This window comes from Alcaligenes sp. DN25 (assembly GCF_023674485.1).
GTDB classification, from domain to species: Bacteria; Pseudomonadota; Gammaproteobacteria; order Burkholderiales; family Burkholderiaceae_B; genus Alcaligenes; species Alcaligenes phenolicus.
Window position 1 is genome coordinate 1,199,068 of record NZ_CP098408.1, and the last position, 16,077, is coordinate 1,215,144.

Here is a 16,077-nt window from a genome sequence, read left to right on the forward strand (position 1 = left end):
ATTGTGGGTGCAGGTTTGAGCGACGCTCGGCAGTGTAGTGGTGCCGTCTGATATCCGAGTAGAAAGCAAAAAAGCCATTTCCGAAGAAATGGCTTTTTTACTGAATATGGCGCGGCTGGCAGGATTCGAACCCACGACCCCTTGGTTCGTAGCCAAGTACTCTATCCAACTGAGCTACAGCCGCTAAAGAAGTAGAAATATAGCACGGCTATTTTTACTTGTCACCAAAATATCAACAAATTTTACTGAAATCGTCTTTTTTTATGTTTTTCGGGGTCGGCTGGCAGGCTGTAAAGCCAGAGATGGCAAGGCGTGCAGCGGGACAACAGTGAATCTCTTTATTTTTGGTCTTGGGGGCTCGTCTTGGTGGTCCTTTAGGCGCGCCAGACAGAAACTTCGAACAGTCTGCCCCGGATGACTTGCCCCGCAGGGCACAAAGTCGCATTATTACGCCATTGTTTTGGAGCCCAATGTAATGGATCTGTCGAAAATTACCTGCACTGAAGATTTCCGCCTGGCGGCCAAACGCCGCGTGCCCAAGATGTTTTATGACTACGCCGACTCCGGCTCCTGGACGCAGGGCACGTATCATGCGAACGAGCAGGATTTTCACAAACTGAAATTCAAACAGCGTGTGGCCGTGGACATTGACCATCGCAGTCTGAAGACCAAGCTTCTGGGCCAGGATGTTGCCATGCCCGTGGCTATTGCTCCTACCGGCCTGACCGGCATGCAGCACGCCGATGGTGAAATGCTGGCGGCTTTGGCCGCACGGGATTTTGGTATTCCTTTCACTCTGTCCACCATGAGTGTGTGCTCGCTGGAGGACGTGGCCCAGGCTACCCGTGCCCCGTTCTGGTTTCAGCTTTATGTGATGCGTGATCGCAGCTTTATTGAAAACCTGATTGCGCGTGCCAAAGCGGCCAACTGCTCGGCCCTGGTGTTGACTCTTGACTTGCAGGTCTTGGGCCAGCGTCACAAGGACATCAAGAATGGCTTGACCACGCCTCCACGCCTGACTATTCCTAATTTGCTGAATCTGGCGACCAAGCCGTACTGGTGCCGCAATATGCTGCGCACGCATCGTCGCAGCTTTGGCAACATCGTCGGCCACGCCAAGGGAGTATCGGATCTGCGCTCCTTGTCTACCTGGACGGCCGAGCAGTTCGACCCGAGCCTGAACTGGAAAGATATCGAGTGGATCAAGAATGCCTGGGGCGGGAAGCTGATTGTTAAAGGCATTATGGATGCCGACGATGCACGTTATGCCGTGGATAGCGGTGCCGATGCCTTGATCGTGTCCAATCACGGTGGCCGTCAGCTGGACGGCGCACCATCCTCAATTTCCTGCCTGCCTGCGATCAGCAAGGCGGTGGGTGACAAGATTGAAGTACTGGTCGACGGTGGTATTCGCAGCGGTCAGGATGTGCTGCGCGCCCGAGCCCTGGGTGCTCAAGGTGCCATGATTGGCCGTGCTTTCCTGTATGCCCTGGGTGCAGCAGGTCAGGCCGGTGTAGCCCGCCTGCTGAAACTGATGGCGAATGAGCTGGACGTGTCCATGGCTTTTTGCGGTCGTACCGATATCAATCAGGTAGACCGCTCCATCTTGCTCAATCCCGATATTTTCGATCGCCCCGGTTACTGAAGACCGATATGCAAGGGCCCTGGCTGGACGGGTAAATGACCTCGTCCGTGGGGCCCGTTCAGATCCAGCACCGGGCCAGCCGGCACAATACCCGTCGGGTTCAGATGGCGGTGACTGCTGTAGTAATGGGTCTTGATGTGATCCAGGCTGACCGTGCTGGCCACGCCAGGCATTTGGTACAGCTCCAGCATGTAATTCCACAGATTCGGATAATCAATCAGACGGCGCAGATTGCATTTGAAATGGCCAACATAGACCGGATCAAAGCGAATCAGGGTAGTGAACAAGCGCCAGTCGGCCTCGGTCAGTTGCGTGCCAGTCAGGTAGCGCTGCTGGCTCAGGCGAGCCTCCAGCCCGTCCAGGCTGTCAAACAGGGCATGAACTGCTGTGTCGTAGGCGGCTTGTGAGCGGGCAAAACCTGCTTTGTAGACCCCGTTATTGACGGTGTCATACACATGGGCATTGATCTGGTTGATTTCCCCCAATAGCTCGGCAGGCGCCATATCCAGGTTGCGCGCGCCCAAAGTGTCAAAGGCGCTGTTGAAAATACGCATGATCTCGGCCGACTCGTTATTGATGATTGTGCCGCGCTGCTTGTCCCACAGTACGGGCACGGTAATGCGCCCTGTGAATTTCGGGTCCGCCTTGGCATAGAGCTGATGCAGGAACTGCGCATCCATGACTGGGTCCGGCACCACGCCCTCAGCCGGTTCAAAGGTCCAGCCCTGATCGCCCATGATGGGGTTTACCACCGACACTGAAATCAGCTTTTGCAGCCCCTTTAATTCACGCATGATCAGGGTGCGATGCGCCCAGGGGCAGGCCAGCGAGACATATAGGTGATAGCGATTGGCCTGGGCAGGCTGCGCCGCCTGACCGTTCGGGCCGGGGCCGCCGTCGGCGGTAATCCAGTCCCGGAAGGCAGACTGGGCACGTTGAAATGTATCGGACTGGGTGCTGCTGACAGGCTCTTTGCTATGCCATTGTCCATCTATCATCATGCCCATCTGTGTACTCCGTTTTAGCCTTTCAGCTTGATTGCAATTTCAGCGATATGACGGCCCTGGTAGCGGGCGCCGTCCAGCTCGTTCTGGCTGGGCTGACGTGAACCGTCGCCACCGGCAATGGTGGATGCGCCGTAGGGGCTGCCGCCAGTGACTTCATTCAGCAGGGTCTGGCCCGCAAAGCTGTAGGGCAGGCCCACCACGATCATGCCAAAGTGCATCAGGTTATGAATAATGGACAGTAGCGTCAGCTCCTGTCCGCCGTGTTGGGTGGCGGTAGAGGTAAAGGCGCCGCCTACCTTGCCATTGAGTGCGCCGCGCGCCCACAGGCCACCGGCCTGATCCAGAAAACTGGCCATTTGCGAGCTGATGCGCCCGAAACGGGTGCCGGTGCCGACAATGATGGCGTCATAGTTTTCAAGGTCAGCAATGGTGGCGACGGGCGCGGCTTGATCCAGCTTGAAATTCGCTTTCTGGGCCACCGCTTCCGGGACCAGTTCGGGGACACGCTTGATGTCCACCGTTGCGCCGGCGCTTTGTGCACCTTCGGCAACCGCTTGGGCCATTTTTTCTACGTGGCCATAGGCGGAGTAATAGAGAACCAGGACTTTTGCCATTTGAACTTCTCCAGAAAAGCGATCAACAAGGAATCGGACGGGGCAGCGGCCACAGGGCTAAGCCGGGGCGTAGCTGCTATGACGATGATAGTCGTGCCACGCCCGCTCTGCCAAACCCCTGGACGGATTGTTTTGTGTCAGAGTCTGTCTTGCAAAGCGGGTGGCCGTCCCGGGGAGCATCAGCCTGGCAGCAGGGCGTAGGTGGTGGTGGCGTGGGCGGCCAGTCGACCTTGCTCGTCCAGCAGCTTGATGTCGCCAAAGACCATGCTTTTGCCACGTTTCAGCACTTGGGCGTGTACCAGCACATCCCCCTGGCTAACCGGGCGTACAAAGCTGGTGTTCAGTGAAACTGTAGTCATGGGGCGAAACTCCCCCAGGCTTTGACTGACAGCCAGCACCATGGCGGTATCGGCTGCCGCCATATACACCTGACCGCAGACCACACCGGCCACGTGCGTCAATTGATCTGAAAAAGGCAGGCGTAGAACCACGCCGTCTTCATTCATGCTTTCTACACGCAATTTCAGGGCTTGCACCCAAGGGGCAAATAGCGTGTCCAGCAGGTGTTGGCTTTGCTCGTGAGTCATTGGGGATCAGCCGCAGTAAACAGAGGTAATTTTGTTTTGTTCGTCCACGCGGATGTTCAAACGGGTGGGATCGTAGTCCGTGGTGTACATGCGGTCCGGAGCCAGGACGCGGGCTTTTGCCGCACCGGCCTGCTTGACCAGACGTTCAACTTGGCTTTGGCTGGCGGTTTGACCGGCTGGACTCAAGGCGTCCGCATTGCACAGACCACCAGAAGAGTCGCTGAACGAAGAAGTCGAACTTGTTTGTGCGCTATTGCCCGTGGCCGTGCAAGCAGCCAGCAAAACGGCGGGAAGGACGCTAAGTAGTACGGAGAGTCGCATGGGAAATCCTTAAAAGCAGCTGGGAAGCATTCAGCTTGAAGGATTAATAATACCTGTTCTAGGCGGGGCGTTTAAGGCCTTTGACACTGCGTTTTGTGGTGGTTTTGCCCGGCTTGACGGACACCTCGGGATGCTGGGCAATCGAGTAGCGCAAGGGGGCCTTGGCCCAGGCGCCCGCGTACTCTACGCCGATGCGTGGGCTGATCAGAATTTGCTCTGGCGGCAGGGCGGGGGCGTCCAGCCAATGCATGGCAGGGGCGCAGGCATCTGCACCGTTATAAGCTTTGTCTATACCCAGCCCTTTGCACAAGCGTCCGGGGCCTGACAGGGACGGGCCATCCTCAGGCGACGTCCATTGCGCCGCCCGCAGCAAGACCGCCGTACCATCGCCTTCAACACCGCTGACGATATTCATGCAGTGGTGCAGGCCGTAGATCAAATACACATAGGCGTAGCCTGCCGGGCCGAACATCAGTCGCGTGCGCTCGGTGATACCGCGTCGGCTGTGGGCGGCCTGATCCTGGGGACCCAGATAGGCTTCGGTTTCTACAATGGTGGCGCAGCGCTGCCCGCGCTCGTCATTCAAAACCAGGGTTTTGCCCAGCAATTCCAGGGCAACGTAACGCGGATCACGGGCAAAGAACGCACGTGGAAGGTACAGCGCGGATTCAGTCATTTCCGGGAATCTGCTCCAGCTTGTTCAACCAAGCCTGCTTTTGCTCCTTGGGTAAAAAGGAGGAGCGCAAGCTATTGGCTGCCAGAGTGCGTAAATCGGCCTCCCGCAGATTCAGGGCCTGGGCGGTTTGCAGGTAGTTGTCCAGCAGATAGCCGCCAAAATAGGCTGGGTCGTCCGAGTTCACGCAGACATTCAGGCCGCGATCCAGCAAATGCTTCAGATTGTGCTGGTGCAGGCTATCAAAAACCTTGAGCTTGATGTTGGACAGCGGACAGACCGTCAAGGAAATGGCGTGGTCGGCCAAATACTGCATCAGGGCCGGGTCGTCCTGGCTGCGCACGCCATGGTCGATGCGTTCTACTTTCAGAAGCTGAAGGGCATCGCGTACATAGCTGGCCGGGCCTTCCTCACCCGCGTGGGCGACCAGTCGGAAACCCAGCTCTCGGCAACGGGCATAAACCTTCTCGAATTTGGCGGGCGGGTTGCCCTTTTCCGAGGAGTCCAGGCCAATTGCAATCCACAGGTCGGAATACTGATTGCGCAAGGGCAAGGCGGCTTCCAGGGTGTCAAACGCCTCGGCTTCGCTCAGGTGGCGCAGGAAGCTCAAGATCAGATAGCTGCTGATCCCCAACTCGGATCTGGCCTGGCGGGCGGCGCGGGCAATCCCGGCAAACACGGTTTCCATGGCGATCCCGCGTGCCGTGTGCGTCTGCGGGTCAAACATGATTTCCGTGTGGACAATGCCATCGGCCTGGGCGCGCAGAAAGTAGGCCCAGGTCATGTCAAAGAAATCCTGCTCGGTGATCAGAACCCCCGCCCCGGCGTAGTACAGGTCCAGAAAGGACTGCAAGTCGGTGAACTGATAGGCGGCGTGCAGGCTGGCCTGATCGGGGTAGGGCAGCGTAATGTGATTGCGCTGGGCCAGCTTGAAAATCAAGTCCGGTTCCAGCGTGCCTTCGATGTGAAGGTGCAGTTCAGCCTTGGGCAGTTGGCGGGTAAATTCGCGTAGGGAAAAGGCGGAATCAGACACGGGGCGCTCCTGGTAGGCAGAATATGCGCCCCATTATACGAAGGCAAAGGCCTGGGGTCAGGCGTCCTTGCCACGCAGGGCGGCAATGGCCAGAAAGAGCCAGGCCAGAATCATGGCTACTCCGCCAATAGGGGTAATCGCGCCCAGCCATTTCACGCCGCTAAGCACCAGAATGTACAGGCTGCCGCTGAAAATCAGTACGCCAGCCAGCATCAGAATTGCGCTGCGCGACTGCCAGGTCGCATTCAATTGCGAGCCCAACGCGGCAATCAGCAGCAAGCCCAGACCATGCAGCAATTGATACAGTACGGCCGTGTGCCAGGTTGCCAATGCCGAAGCGTCAACCATGGCGCGCAGGGCGTGGGCACCAAACGCGCCCAGGCCTACGCCCAAGGCCATAATCAGTGTGCCCAGGCACAGAATGGATCGTGATTTCATGTCGTTCCTTGCAAGTCGCTGCGGTCGCAGCGCGGAGGGAGGCCAGTGCTATTATCGAACAAAAAAATTGGCTTTGTCTGCAAGGAGACAGCATGCAAGAAATAGCTCCGGTCGCCCCTGATGCACAAGACGTTGTGGTGGCCGCGTATCGCTATCAGTCTGGCCAGCCAGCACAGGCTTTGGATATTCATCACCTGCCTGTACACGATCCCTTGAAGGACGGCTTTATCTGGATTGGTTTGAAAGACCCCAGCGAGGCGACCTTGCGCGAAGTAGGGGCGCAACTGGGTCTGCCAGACAATGCCGTTGAAGAATTGATTGCCCCTCATCGTCGTCCCAAATTGCTGGAGTTCAGCAATTGCCTGATTGTGGTGGCGGTAACCTTGGGCCTGAAAGATCTGCGCCCACTTTTTGGTACTACGCAGATTCTGATTGCCCACGGCTTGTTGCTGACGGTGCGGCGTGGTTCCAACAGCAGCTATTTAGAGCTGCGTGCCCGGCTGGAAAGCACACCGGCCTTGCTGGAACGGGGTAGTGATTTTGTCGCCTCGGAGTTGCTGGATCTGATTGTGGACCAGTATCAGACTTGTCTGGAACAAACCGAAAAGGCCGTAGAAGCCATTGAGCAGCAATTTCTGATTCGGGGCTTCAAGGAAAACGATGTACGGCGTATTTACCGTTTACGGCGCGATTTGCTGCGCGTGTATAACGCGGTAACGCCATTGGCGGAGCTAAGCCGTCGTTTGTCGCGCATCGAGCTGGCGTATGTGGATGCGGAAAGTCGGGCATATTTCGGTGAAGTGGCAGACCGCATTGCCCGCACTTCCGAATTTATTAACAGCCTGCGGCAAGCCCTGGCCTTCGCCTTTGAAGGTGGCTTGATGATAGGGCAGATGCAGCAGACTGACACTACCCGCAAGCTGGCGGCCTGGGCGGCCATTTTGGCCGTGCCGACCGCGGTGGCGGGGATTTACGGCATGAACTTCAAATTCATGCCCGAGCTGGAATGGACGCTGGGCTACCCCCTGGCCTTGGGCCTGATGGGCAGCGTGTGCGGATTTTTGTACTGGAAATTCAAAAAGGCCAAATGGCTCTAGATTAAGAGACGGGGCAAGACGGCCGGAATCAAGGAGGCGAGATGGGTCTGGAACAGCAGTTACAGAATCAGGTGCCGGATTTGATGAATGACGATCTGTTTGGCGAAGATCCGGCTTTACAACATTGGCAAAGCAAGCTGGCCTCCCAGGAGGCTCGGCAAGCGCTGGCGGACTACGGCCAGAAACTGGGCTCTGCCCATTGGCGCGAGCAAGGTGCCTTGGCTAATCGCCAGCCGCCGCAATGGCGAGGCTGGTCTGCCCAAGGGCAACGAGTTGATCAGGTGGATTTTCATCCCGCCTGGCATCAATTGATGAGCCTGGGCATGGAGCAGGGCCTGCATATCTGGCCCCATCAGTCCGAACCTGGCCAGCACCTGCAACGAGCCATGGGCTTTTACATGCATGGTCAGATTGAGGCGGGCACCTTGTGTCCCTTGACCATGACGCGCGCCGCTGCGCCCTTACTGCAGGCTGATCCGTTTCAGGAATGGGCGGCCAAGCTGGACATCAATCAGTACGATTCTTCTGATCAGTTGATGACAGAAAAAAGCAGCGTGCTGCTGGGTATGGGCATGACGGAAATGCAGGGCGGCTCTGATCTGCGCGGCTGCACCACTGAAGCGCATCCCCAGGCTCAGGCGTTTCGTCTTTACGGGCACAAATGGTTTTTCTCCGTGCCGCAGGCGGACGGGCATCTGGTACTGGCGCGTGAGCACGAGCAGTTTTCTTGTTTCCTGATGCCGCGCTATACCGAATATGGCTTGAATCGCCGGTATATACGCAGGCTGAAAGACAAATTGGGCAACCGCTCCAACGCCAGTGCCGAAATTGATTTTGATGGTGCACTGGCCTGGCGCGTGGGCCAAGCCGGTCGCGGTATTGCTCTGCTGGCCGGAATGGCGGCCCGTACCCGTATTGATTGCGTGCTGGGCAGTGCCGCCCTGATGCGGCAGGCCCTGGTGCAGTCCCTGCATTACTGTCAGCATCGACGCTGCTTTGGCAAACAGTTGATCGATCAGCCCTTGATGCAGGCGGTATTGCTGGATATGAGCCTGGAAAGTGAAGCGGCCACCCATCTGGCCCTGTTCCTGGTGGACTTGCAGGAGCGGGCTGATGATCCCGTGGCGCAGGCAGTGCTACGCGTGCTGGCCCCGGCTGCCAAGTTCTGGGTATGTCGTCGGGCCATCGCCCTGTGTGCCGAAGCCATGGAAACCTGGGGCGGCAACGGTTATATCGAGGATGGCCCCATGCCACGCTTGCTGCGCGAAGCTCCTGTCAATTCTATTTGGGAAGGTTCAGGCAATGTGATGTGCCTGGATGTGCAGCGCGCCTTGAGTCAGGAAGGTGTCCTGGAGGCCTTGCAGGCAGACTTGCGTGCCCGTACGGGAGATGATGCGGAACTGGGTCAGGTTGCACAGGATTTGTTGAGCACGGTTTCCCAGGCGGGAGGCCGTGTCTGGACGCAGAAACTGGCCCTGCTGTACCAAGCCTGCCTGATGCGCCAGGTGGCTCCCGATGCCGTCGCGGATCTGTTCGCGACCCATCGTCTGCAACAAGGTCCGGCTACCGTATTCGGGCTGGAAGGTGTGGAGCAGGCTTCCTGGTATTTGCATCGCATCTGGCCCCGCCTGCAGGCGTCTTGACGCAGGCCTGCCTACTAGGGACATTGCTCTGGACAGGCGGTGCGCAGTATCTATAATTTGTTAGCCTAGTTTCTGCTACCCGCCTGGAGTGTTGTCCGCATCATGACTGTGTTTTCCTTGTCCAGCTTTTCTTCTTTGACGCGGCGCACAGCCGTTTGTGCTGGCTTGACGGCTGTGATGGCTGTCTGGGCCTTGCCTGTTCAGGCTCAAGACTTCGAGCTGACAGGGCGCGTGGTGCGGGTGGCCGACGGCGATACGCTGACGATTTTGCCCAGCAATAACAGGCAGATGCGCGTGCGTCTGGCCAGTATCGATGCTCCCGAAACCACCAAAGACAGCCGTCGGCCCGGCCAGCCCTTTGCGGTGGCCTCGCGGCGCTTCCTGTCGGATTTGGTTTCCGGTAAACATTTGACCCTGTCTTGCTATGAGCGCGACCGCCACGGTCGCGCTGTATGCGATGTGCCCTTGGCCGATGGCGAAACCGCCAACCAGAAACTGGTACGGGCTGGAATGGCCATGGCCAATCGTGAAAAACGCGGCCGCTTCCTGCGCGACCCTCGTATTGATCAGCTGGAGCGCGAAGCCAAGGAAGCCGGTGTAGGCATCTGGTCAGAGCCCAGTCCTGTCCCGCCATGGAAATGGCGTTATGACTGCTGGCAGCAAGGGCAATGCTAAGCCCTTTGCGGCGGATGGGGCTGGCCCTGTTGTGCGTCGGATTGGCAGCTTGCTCCAAACCCGTTAACAGCCCTTATCAGGAAGGCAGCGCAGCAGAAAACACGCTCTACAGCGCGTTCACGACCCGCTCCCCCAATCACCTGGACCCGGCTTTGTCCTACTCCGGTGACGAGACACCGTTTACGTATTCGATTTATGAGCCGCTGTACGGCTATCACTATCTGGACCGTCCCTACCGCCTGATTCCCAAGGCGGCGGCCGAGCTGGTAGAGCCTGTATACCTTGATGAGCAGGGTAATCGTTTGCCTGCTGATGTGCCGGGCGAACAGGTGGCAGTCAGCCGTTACGATATTCCCATCAAGCAAGGCATTCGCTTTCAGCCGCATCCGGCCTTTGCCCTGGATGAACAGGGCGAGTACCGCTATTACCCCATGCGGGCGCCGGACCTGAACGATGCTTTCAGCATTACCGACTTCGCCCATACCGGCTCACGCGAGCTGACGGCTCACGATTACGTTTACGCCTTCAAGCGTTTGGCCAGCCCGCGCTTGGCCTCTCCTGTGCTGGGTGTGATGGCCGAGCATATCCGGGGCTTCAAGGAGTTCAGCGAAGAACTGGCCCGTATCGACAAGCAGGAGCCGCGTCCACAATGGCTGGATTTGCGGCCCTACACCTTGCCGGGTGTGCGAGCGCTGGATAAACACACCTTGCGCATCGAGGTGAATGGCAAGTACCCACAGTTCAAGTACTGGCTGGCCATGACCTTTACCGCGCCCATGGCCTGGGAGGCCGAGCGCTTTTATAGCCAGCCGCGCATGGCGCAGCACAATCTGACACTGGATAGCTGGCCCGTGGGTACAGGCCCATTCATGCTGACGGAATCCCTGACCAATCGTCGTCACGTTCTGAGCCGTAACCCCAATTACCGGGGGGAGCCATACCCTTGTGTGGGCGAGCCCGGCGACCAGGCTGCTGGTTTACTGGAAGATTGCGGCAAACCCATGCCTTTTCTGGACAAAGTGGTGTTCTCTCTGGAAAAAGAGGGCGTCCCCTTGATGGGCAAGTTCCTGCAGGGCTATTACGACATTCCGCAGGTGGAGCGGGGCGAGTACGGTGTCGCCATGACAGTGGCCGCGCAGGACTCGGTCGACAAAGCCAATCTGTATCAGGAGCGCGGCCTGCAATTGCGCACGGCACCTGAAGCGCAATTGTTTTATATGGGCTTTAACTGGCACGACCCGGTGGTCGGCCAGGGCGATACGCCCGAGCAGTTCGAGAAAAACCGCAAGCTGCGCCTGGCCATCAGCATTGTGTTCGACTGGGAGCAGTACGTTTCCATTTTCATGAATGACCAAGGGGAAGCCGCGCATAGTCCTTTGCCGCCTGGCGTGCCGGGCTATCAGCCGCTGCCCCAAGGTGCCAACCCTTATGTCTACACCAAGGACAATGGCGTGGTGAAACGCCGCAGTCTGGACGAAGCGCGTGATTTGCTGCGACAGGCGGGCTATCCCGATGGACGGGACAGCCGTACCGGCAAGCCCCTGATTCTGTATTACGACTCCATGATGGGTATGGGCTCGGATGCCACGGTGGACTGGATGCGCCGTCAGCTGGCCCAGGTAGGCTTGCAGCTGGAGGTGCGCGCTACCGATTACAACCGCTTTCAGGACAAGATGAAGCGGGGCGCGGCACAGCTATTTCTGTGGGGCTGGGTAGCCGACTACCCGGATGCCGAAAACTTCTTCACCTTGCTTTATGGCCCCCAGGCCAAGAAGGATTTTGGTGGTGAGAACGCCGCCAATTACCAAAGCGCGGAGTTTGATCGCCTGTACGAGCAAATGCGCTTTCTGAACGACGGCCCGGACAAGCAGGCGGTGGTGCAGCAGATGATCCATCTGGTCCAGCATGATGCCCCCTGGATGTTTGGCTATGTGCCCAATGCGGGTGGAGCCTACCAAAGCTGGGTGCGCAATGCCAAGCCGTCCATGATGGTGCGCGACAGCATCCAGTATTACCGTATCGACCCCGAACAGCGTGTGGAGCGCATTGATCGCTGGAACCGCCCCGTCTGGTGGCCCGCCATTCCGCTGGGCTTGCTGGCCTTGATTCTGGTGTGGGTGGTGCGCTCGCAGGCTCAGGCGCGTCGTCGCCATGTGGCTCTGCGCAAGGAGAAAGACTGATGTTTTCCTATATGCTGCGGCGCATTCTGTATGGCGTGCTGATTCTGATAGGGGTCAATCTGCTGACCTTTGTGCTGTTCTTTGCCGTGAACACGCCTGACGATATGGCCCGTTTGTCCATTGGTGGGCAGCGCGTCAGCCAGACGGCCATTGAAAACTGGAAGGCAGAGCGCGGTTATAACAAGCCGTTGTTTTATAACGCGCAAGCGGAAGGCTCCAAAACCTTTACCGACACGATTTTCTACGAGCGCTCGGTTCCTTTGTTGCGCCTGGATTTTGGCTTGTCCGACCAGGGGCAGGATATTGCCTATCAGATCAAGCAACGCATGGGGCCCAGTTTGGCGCTGGCCTTGCCCACCTTCTTTTTGGGCTTATGGGTGTGCATCAGTTTTGCCTTGCTGATGGTGTTCTTTCGGGGAACCCGACTGGATTTTTCAGCCGTTGTGCTGTGCGTCGTGTTGATGTCCATTTCGGGCCTGTTCTACATCATTGCCGGGCAATGGCTGTTTGCACGGGTGCTGCGCTGGGTGCCGTTTTCGGGCTGGGTGGAAGGGATGGATAACTGGCGCTTTCTGGTCTTGCCGGTGCTGGTGGGGATTTTGTCGCGCATCGGCGCAGAATCCCGCTTTTACCGCAGCCTGTTCCTGGAAGAGGCCAGCCGTGATTATGTGCGTACGGCGCGCTCCAAGGGGCTGGCGGAATCTACCGTTTTGTTCCGCCATGTCTTGCCCAATGCGCTCTTGCCCATTCTGACGGGCACCGTATCGGCTTTGCCCCTGCTGTTCATGGGCAGCCTGATTTCGGAGTCTTTTTTTGGTATTCCGGGTCTGGGCAGCTTCACCATTGATGCCATCAATGCCCAGGACTTCTCCATTGTGCGTGCCATGGTGTTTTTAGGATCAATGCTTTATATCGCCGGTTTGATTCTGGCCGATATCTCCTACACCCTGGTTGACCCCCGCATTCGTTTTAGTTGAGCCCGCCATGCCACAGTTCGTCTTTCTCTGGACCGATACCTTTGTGCTGGCACTGTTTCTGGCCATGGCGCTCTACACCTGGCGCGTCGTCAAGCGGCCTGCCTTGCGCTCGGCCTGGGCCAGTGTGGCACGTACGCCCTCGGCCATGTGCGCTGCTGTTTTTCTGGTCTTTTTCCTGCTGATCGGTTTACTGGACTCCATTCACTACCGGCCTTTATTGCCGGCTGCCCCTGGGCAGGAAGCCAGCACAGCCAGCTATGCCCCCGTTGCCCGCTCTGCGCTGGACGATATTCTGAAGAAAGCCGGGCTGGCCGAGGTGGAAAAAACCTATTCTGCTCCCTTGGCCCGCTTTCAACTGACCAAAGAAAGCATGCTGATAGATGGCAAGCCCGTGCGGGACTTTCCGCGTCTGGTCAATGCCGGGGTGGGTATGGATACGCCTGCCGCGCATAGATACGATATTTTGCAGCTAGGCGCCAAAGGTTTGGCCTGGGGGGTGCTGGTCAGTGTGCTACTGGCTGTTCTGCTGACGCTTTGGGGGCGCAAGCAATCCATGGAATCGGGTTGGGGCGCGGCCTGGCGTTATTGGTGGCAAGGGCAGGGCTTGGTGAATTGGCGACTGGTCTGGTTCAGTGCCAGCGTGCTGGTGATACTGCTATGCCTGGTGCTGAGCCTGAGCGCGAATTACTACGTGCTGGGCACGGATCGCACGGGTAACGACATCATCTGGCAAGCCTTGAAAAGCGTGCGCACGGCTTTGGTGATTGGCACCTTGACCACCTTCGCCATGCTGCCACCTGCCATCATTCTGGGCTTGGCCGCTGGATACTTCCGGGGCTGGGTGGATGATGTCATTCAATACATTTACACCACGCTGACTTCCATCCCTGGCGTGCTGCTGATCGCCGCTTGCGTGTTGATGATGCAGGTCTATATCGACACCCATCCCGACAGCTTCGACACCGTGGCCGCTCGCGCAGATCTGCGCTTGTTCATGCTGTGCCTGATTCTGGGGTTAACCGGCTGGGCGGGCCTGTGCCGCCTGCTGCGGGCCGAGGTGTTGAAGCTGCGCGAGCTGGACTACGTTCAGGCAGCCCAAGCCTTTGGTGTCGGTCATCTGCGCATCATGTTCCGTCACCTGCTGCCTAACGTCATGCACATTGTGCTGATCACCCTGATTCTGGAGTTCTCCGGCCTGGTGCTGTACGAAGCTGTGCTGTCTTATCTGGGTATTGGTGTGGACCCCAGCATGCCATCCTTTGGGCGCATGATTGATGCGGCCCGTAGCGAGCTGTCCCGCGACCCGATCATCTGGTGGGGCCTGGCCGGGGCTTTTGTGATGATGCTGGGTTTGGTACTGTCTGCGAACATTTTTGCCGATGCGGTGCAAACGGCGTTTGACCCTCGTACTCGTCGCTTCAAGGCTTTGCGAGTACGTCGTCCAGGAGGAGCCAAGGTATGAGCGAGCTTGAAAATGTCTCCGCCGTGAAGCCCGCTGCAACGCCTGCCGTGCTGAGTATCGAGGGTCTGGAACTGCGTGTGCAGTCCGATGCCGGTGTGCAAAGTGTGGTGCGTAATCTGTCTTTGGCCGTGCAGCGCGGTGAAACCTTTGCCTTGGTGGGGGAGTCCGGCTGCGGCAAAAGCATGACGGCCATGGCGATCCTACGCCTCTTGCCTGAAGCGGCCTGGATGCAGTCCGGTCAAATTGCCTTGGACGGGTTGGAACTGCCACCTTTGCCCGAGCAGCAAATGCAGGATGTGCGCGGTAAACGCATCAGCGTGATTTTTCAGGAGCCGTCCACCAGCCTGAATCCGGTCATGTCCATTGGCCGGCAGATCAGCGAGGTGATTCGTCGTCATGGTGTGGCTCCTGCGGGGCAGGAAAGGGCAAGGGCCATCAAATGGCTGGAACGTGTCGGCATCCCCGGTGCCGCACAGCGTTACGATGACTTTCCATTCCAGTTCTCCGGCGGCCAGAAGCAACGCATCATGATTGCCATTGCCTTGGCGGCGGAACCTGATTTGCTGGTGGCTGACGAGCCAACTACCGCGCTGGATGTAACGGTTCAGGCGCAGATTCTGCAGTTGTTAGCCGATATACAGAAAGAGATGGGCCTGGCTATCTTGCTGATTACGCACGATTTGCTGCTGGTCAAACAGTATGCCGACTATGTGGCCTTGATGCGGCACGGACAAATAGTGGAAGCCGGGCTGGCAAGCCAGTTCTTTTTGCGCCCTAGCCATCCTTATGCTCGTGAATTGCTCAATGCCATTCCCACTTTTGAGAAACGTGGGCGTCCCTTGTCCCGTGCCCCTGCGCCCATTGAAGCAGTCCCACCGCGCAATAGCGGCAAAGAGCTGGTGCTGGATATTCAGGGCTTGTCTGTTTCCTATAAGCAGGCTGGCTCCTGGTGGCGACGCCTGCCTGTCATTCCCGTGGTCAAAGACTTGAGCCTGCAACTGCACAAGGGCGAAACCCTGGCTTTGGTCGGCGAGTCGGGCTGCGGTAAAAGCACGGTCGCACGTACTTTGATGCGCTTGCTGGATCATCAGGCTGAGATCAGCGGGCAGGTGCAGATGCAGGGGCAGAACGTCTTGCAAGTGAAAGGCAAGGCCTTGCGGCAACTGCGCTCACGTTTGCAGATCATTTTTCAGGATCCCTATGGGTCGCTGGATCCGCGCATGATGGTGGGGGATATTCTCCTGGAAGGCCTGACCGCGCTGCGTCCCGAGCTGGACACCAAGGCGCGTCGTAAACGAATTGAAACTTTAGTGGACCAAGTCGGTCTACCCAAGAACGCCCTGGATCGTTACGCACATGAGTTTTCCGGCGGGCAACGTCAGCGCATCGCTATTGCCCGTGCCTTGGCGGTAGAGCCCGCCGTTCTGATTTGCGATGAACCTACCTCGGCCCTGGACGTGTCCGTACAAGCGCAGATTCTGGATTTGATGCGTGAGTTACAAATGGAACTGGGTCTGGCTTATTTGTTCATTACTCATAATTTCGGGGTTGTGGAGTATCTGGCCGATCGAATTGCTATCATGGCCAAGGGACGCATCGTGGAGCAGGGCAGCGCACAGCACGTTCTGTTCCATCCGCAGGAAGAGTTGACGCAGCGTCTGCTGGCCGCTGTTCCCCGTTAAGCCGCGCCACATGCCGGACTTGCCATATTTAGTCCGGCACTTC

At 57.8% G+C, this 16,077-nt stretch carries 15 protein-coding genes and 1 tRNA gene; 8 read left to right on the top strand and 8 right to left on the bottom strand.

The genetic code is table 11. The features are described 5' to 3' along the window. Nucleotides 1-107: 107 nt before the first annotated feature. Nucleotides 108-184, bottom strand: a tRNA-Arg gene (locus NBV64_RS05510). A 291-nt stretch (nucleotides 185-475) separates the two neighbouring features. Between NBV64_RS05510 and NBV64_RS05515 the strand changes: the two genes are divergently transcribed. Then, nucleotides 476-1,645, top strand: a complete 1,170-nt coding sequence (locus NBV64_RS05515; protein WP_009457768.1) for an alpha-hydroxy acid oxidase — start codon at nucleotides 476-478, stop codon at nucleotides 1,643-1,645. Here the strand turns inward: NBV64_RS05515 and NBV64_RS05520 are convergent. The 7 genes from NBV64_RS05520 to NBV64_RS05550 form a co-directional block, all read right to left on the bottom strand. Next, the gene (locus NBV64_RS05520) at nucleotides 1,639-2,652 is read right to left on the bottom strand and encodes a glutathione S-transferase family protein (protein WP_250756839.1); all 1,014 of its coding nucleotides are present in this window, start codon (nucleotides 2,650-2,652) and stop codon (nucleotides 1,639-1,641) included. The two genes, NBV64_RS05515 and NBV64_RS05520, sit on opposite strands and share 7 nt — an antisense overlap. 14 nt (nucleotides 2,653-2,666) lie before the next feature. Next, nucleotides 2,667-3,266: an NAD(P)H:quinone oxidoreductase gene (gene wrbA, locus NBV64_RS05525; RefSeq protein WP_250756840.1), complete on the bottom strand. Its 600-nt coding sequence runs from the start codon at nucleotides 3,264-3,266 to the stop codon at nucleotides 2,667-2,669. Between the two features lie 179 nt (nucleotides 3,267-3,445). Then, nucleotides 3,446-3,853, bottom strand: coding sequence for a PaaI family thioesterase (locus NBV64_RS05530; RefSeq protein WP_250756841.1), 408 nt, complete (start codon nucleotides 3,851-3,853; stop codon nucleotides 3,446-3,448). A 6-nt stretch (nucleotides 3,854-3,859) separates the two neighbouring features. Continuing rightward, complete coding sequence (locus tag NBV64_RS05535) at nucleotides 3,860-4,174, bottom strand: I78 family peptidase inhibitor (RefSeq protein ID WP_250756842.1); 315 nt, start codon at nucleotides 4,172-4,174, stop codon at nucleotides 3,860-3,862. A gap of 58 nt (nucleotides 4,175-4,232) precedes the next feature. Next, nucleotides 4,233-4,850, bottom strand: a complete 618-nt coding sequence (locus tag NBV64_RS05540) for a DNA-3-methyladenine glycosylase (RefSeq protein ID WP_035270859.1) — start codon at nucleotides 4,848-4,850, stop codon at nucleotides 4,233-4,235. Next, a complete protein-coding gene (locus NBV64_RS05545; RefSeq protein ID WP_060185702.1) occupies nucleotides 4,843-5,880 on the bottom strand; it encodes an adenosine deaminase in 1,038 nt (345 codons plus the stop codon). Before NBV64_RS05545 ends, NBV64_RS05540 begins: the two co-directional genes overlap by 8 nt. A 57-nt stretch (nucleotides 5,881-5,937) precedes the next feature. Further along, the gene (locus tag NBV64_RS05550) at nucleotides 5,938-6,318 is read right to left on the bottom strand and encodes a DUF423 domain-containing protein (RefSeq protein ID WP_009457750.1); all 381 of its coding nucleotides are present in this window, start codon (nucleotides 6,316-6,318) and stop codon (nucleotides 5,938-5,940) included. A 92-nt stretch (nucleotides 6,319-6,410) separates the two neighbouring features. Here NBV64_RS05550 and NBV64_RS05555 point away from each other — a divergent pair, with 92 nt between their 5' ends. From NBV64_RS05555 to NBV64_RS05585, 7 genes are all read left to right on the top strand, one after another. After that, the gene (locus tag NBV64_RS05555; RefSeq protein ID WP_083054029.1) at nucleotides 6,411-7,415 is read left to right on the top strand and encodes a magnesium and cobalt transport protein CorA; all 1,005 of its coding nucleotides are present in this window, start codon (nucleotides 6,411-6,413) and stop codon (nucleotides 7,413-7,415) included. Nucleotides 7,416-7,456: 41 nt separating this feature from the next. Continuing rightward, entirely contained in the window at nucleotides 7,457-9,058 is a 1,602-nt protein-coding gene (locus tag NBV64_RS05560) for an acyl-CoA dehydrogenase family protein (protein ID WP_250756843.1), read from the top strand. 102 nt (nucleotides 9,059-9,160) lie between these two features. Beyond that, on the top strand, nucleotides 9,161-9,733 hold the full coding sequence (locus NBV64_RS05565) for a thermonuclease family protein (protein WP_250756844.1): 573 nt from the start codon (nucleotides 9,161-9,163) through the stop codon (nucleotides 9,731-9,733). Next, on the top strand, nucleotides 9,727-11,913 hold the full coding sequence (locus NBV64_RS05570; protein WP_031233016.1) for an ABC transporter substrate-binding protein: 2,187 nt from the start codon (nucleotides 9,727-9,729) through the stop codon (nucleotides 11,911-11,913). Before NBV64_RS05565 ends, NBV64_RS05570 begins: the two co-directional genes overlap by 7 nt. Continuing rightward, a complete protein-coding gene (locus NBV64_RS05575) occupies nucleotides 11,913-12,890 on the top strand; it encodes an ABC transporter permease (protein ID WP_009457740.1) in 978 nt (325 codons plus the stop codon). Before NBV64_RS05570 ends, NBV64_RS05575 begins: the two co-directional genes overlap by 1 nt. Nucleotides 12,891-12,897: 7 nt before the next feature. Then, the gene (locus tag NBV64_RS05580; protein WP_250756845.1) at nucleotides 12,898-14,352 is read left to right on the top strand and encodes an ABC transporter permease; all 1,455 of its coding nucleotides are present in this window, start codon (nucleotides 12,898-12,900) and stop codon (nucleotides 14,350-14,352) included. After that, complete coding sequence (locus tag NBV64_RS05585; protein ID WP_250756846.1) at nucleotides 14,349-16,034, top strand: ABC transporter ATP-binding protein; 1,686 nt, start codon at nucleotides 14,349-14,351, stop codon at nucleotides 16,032-16,034. The genes NBV64_RS05580 and NBV64_RS05585 overlap by 4 nt, the downstream gene beginning before the upstream one ends. The last annotated feature ends 43 nt before the right edge of the window (nucleotides 16,035-16,077 follow it).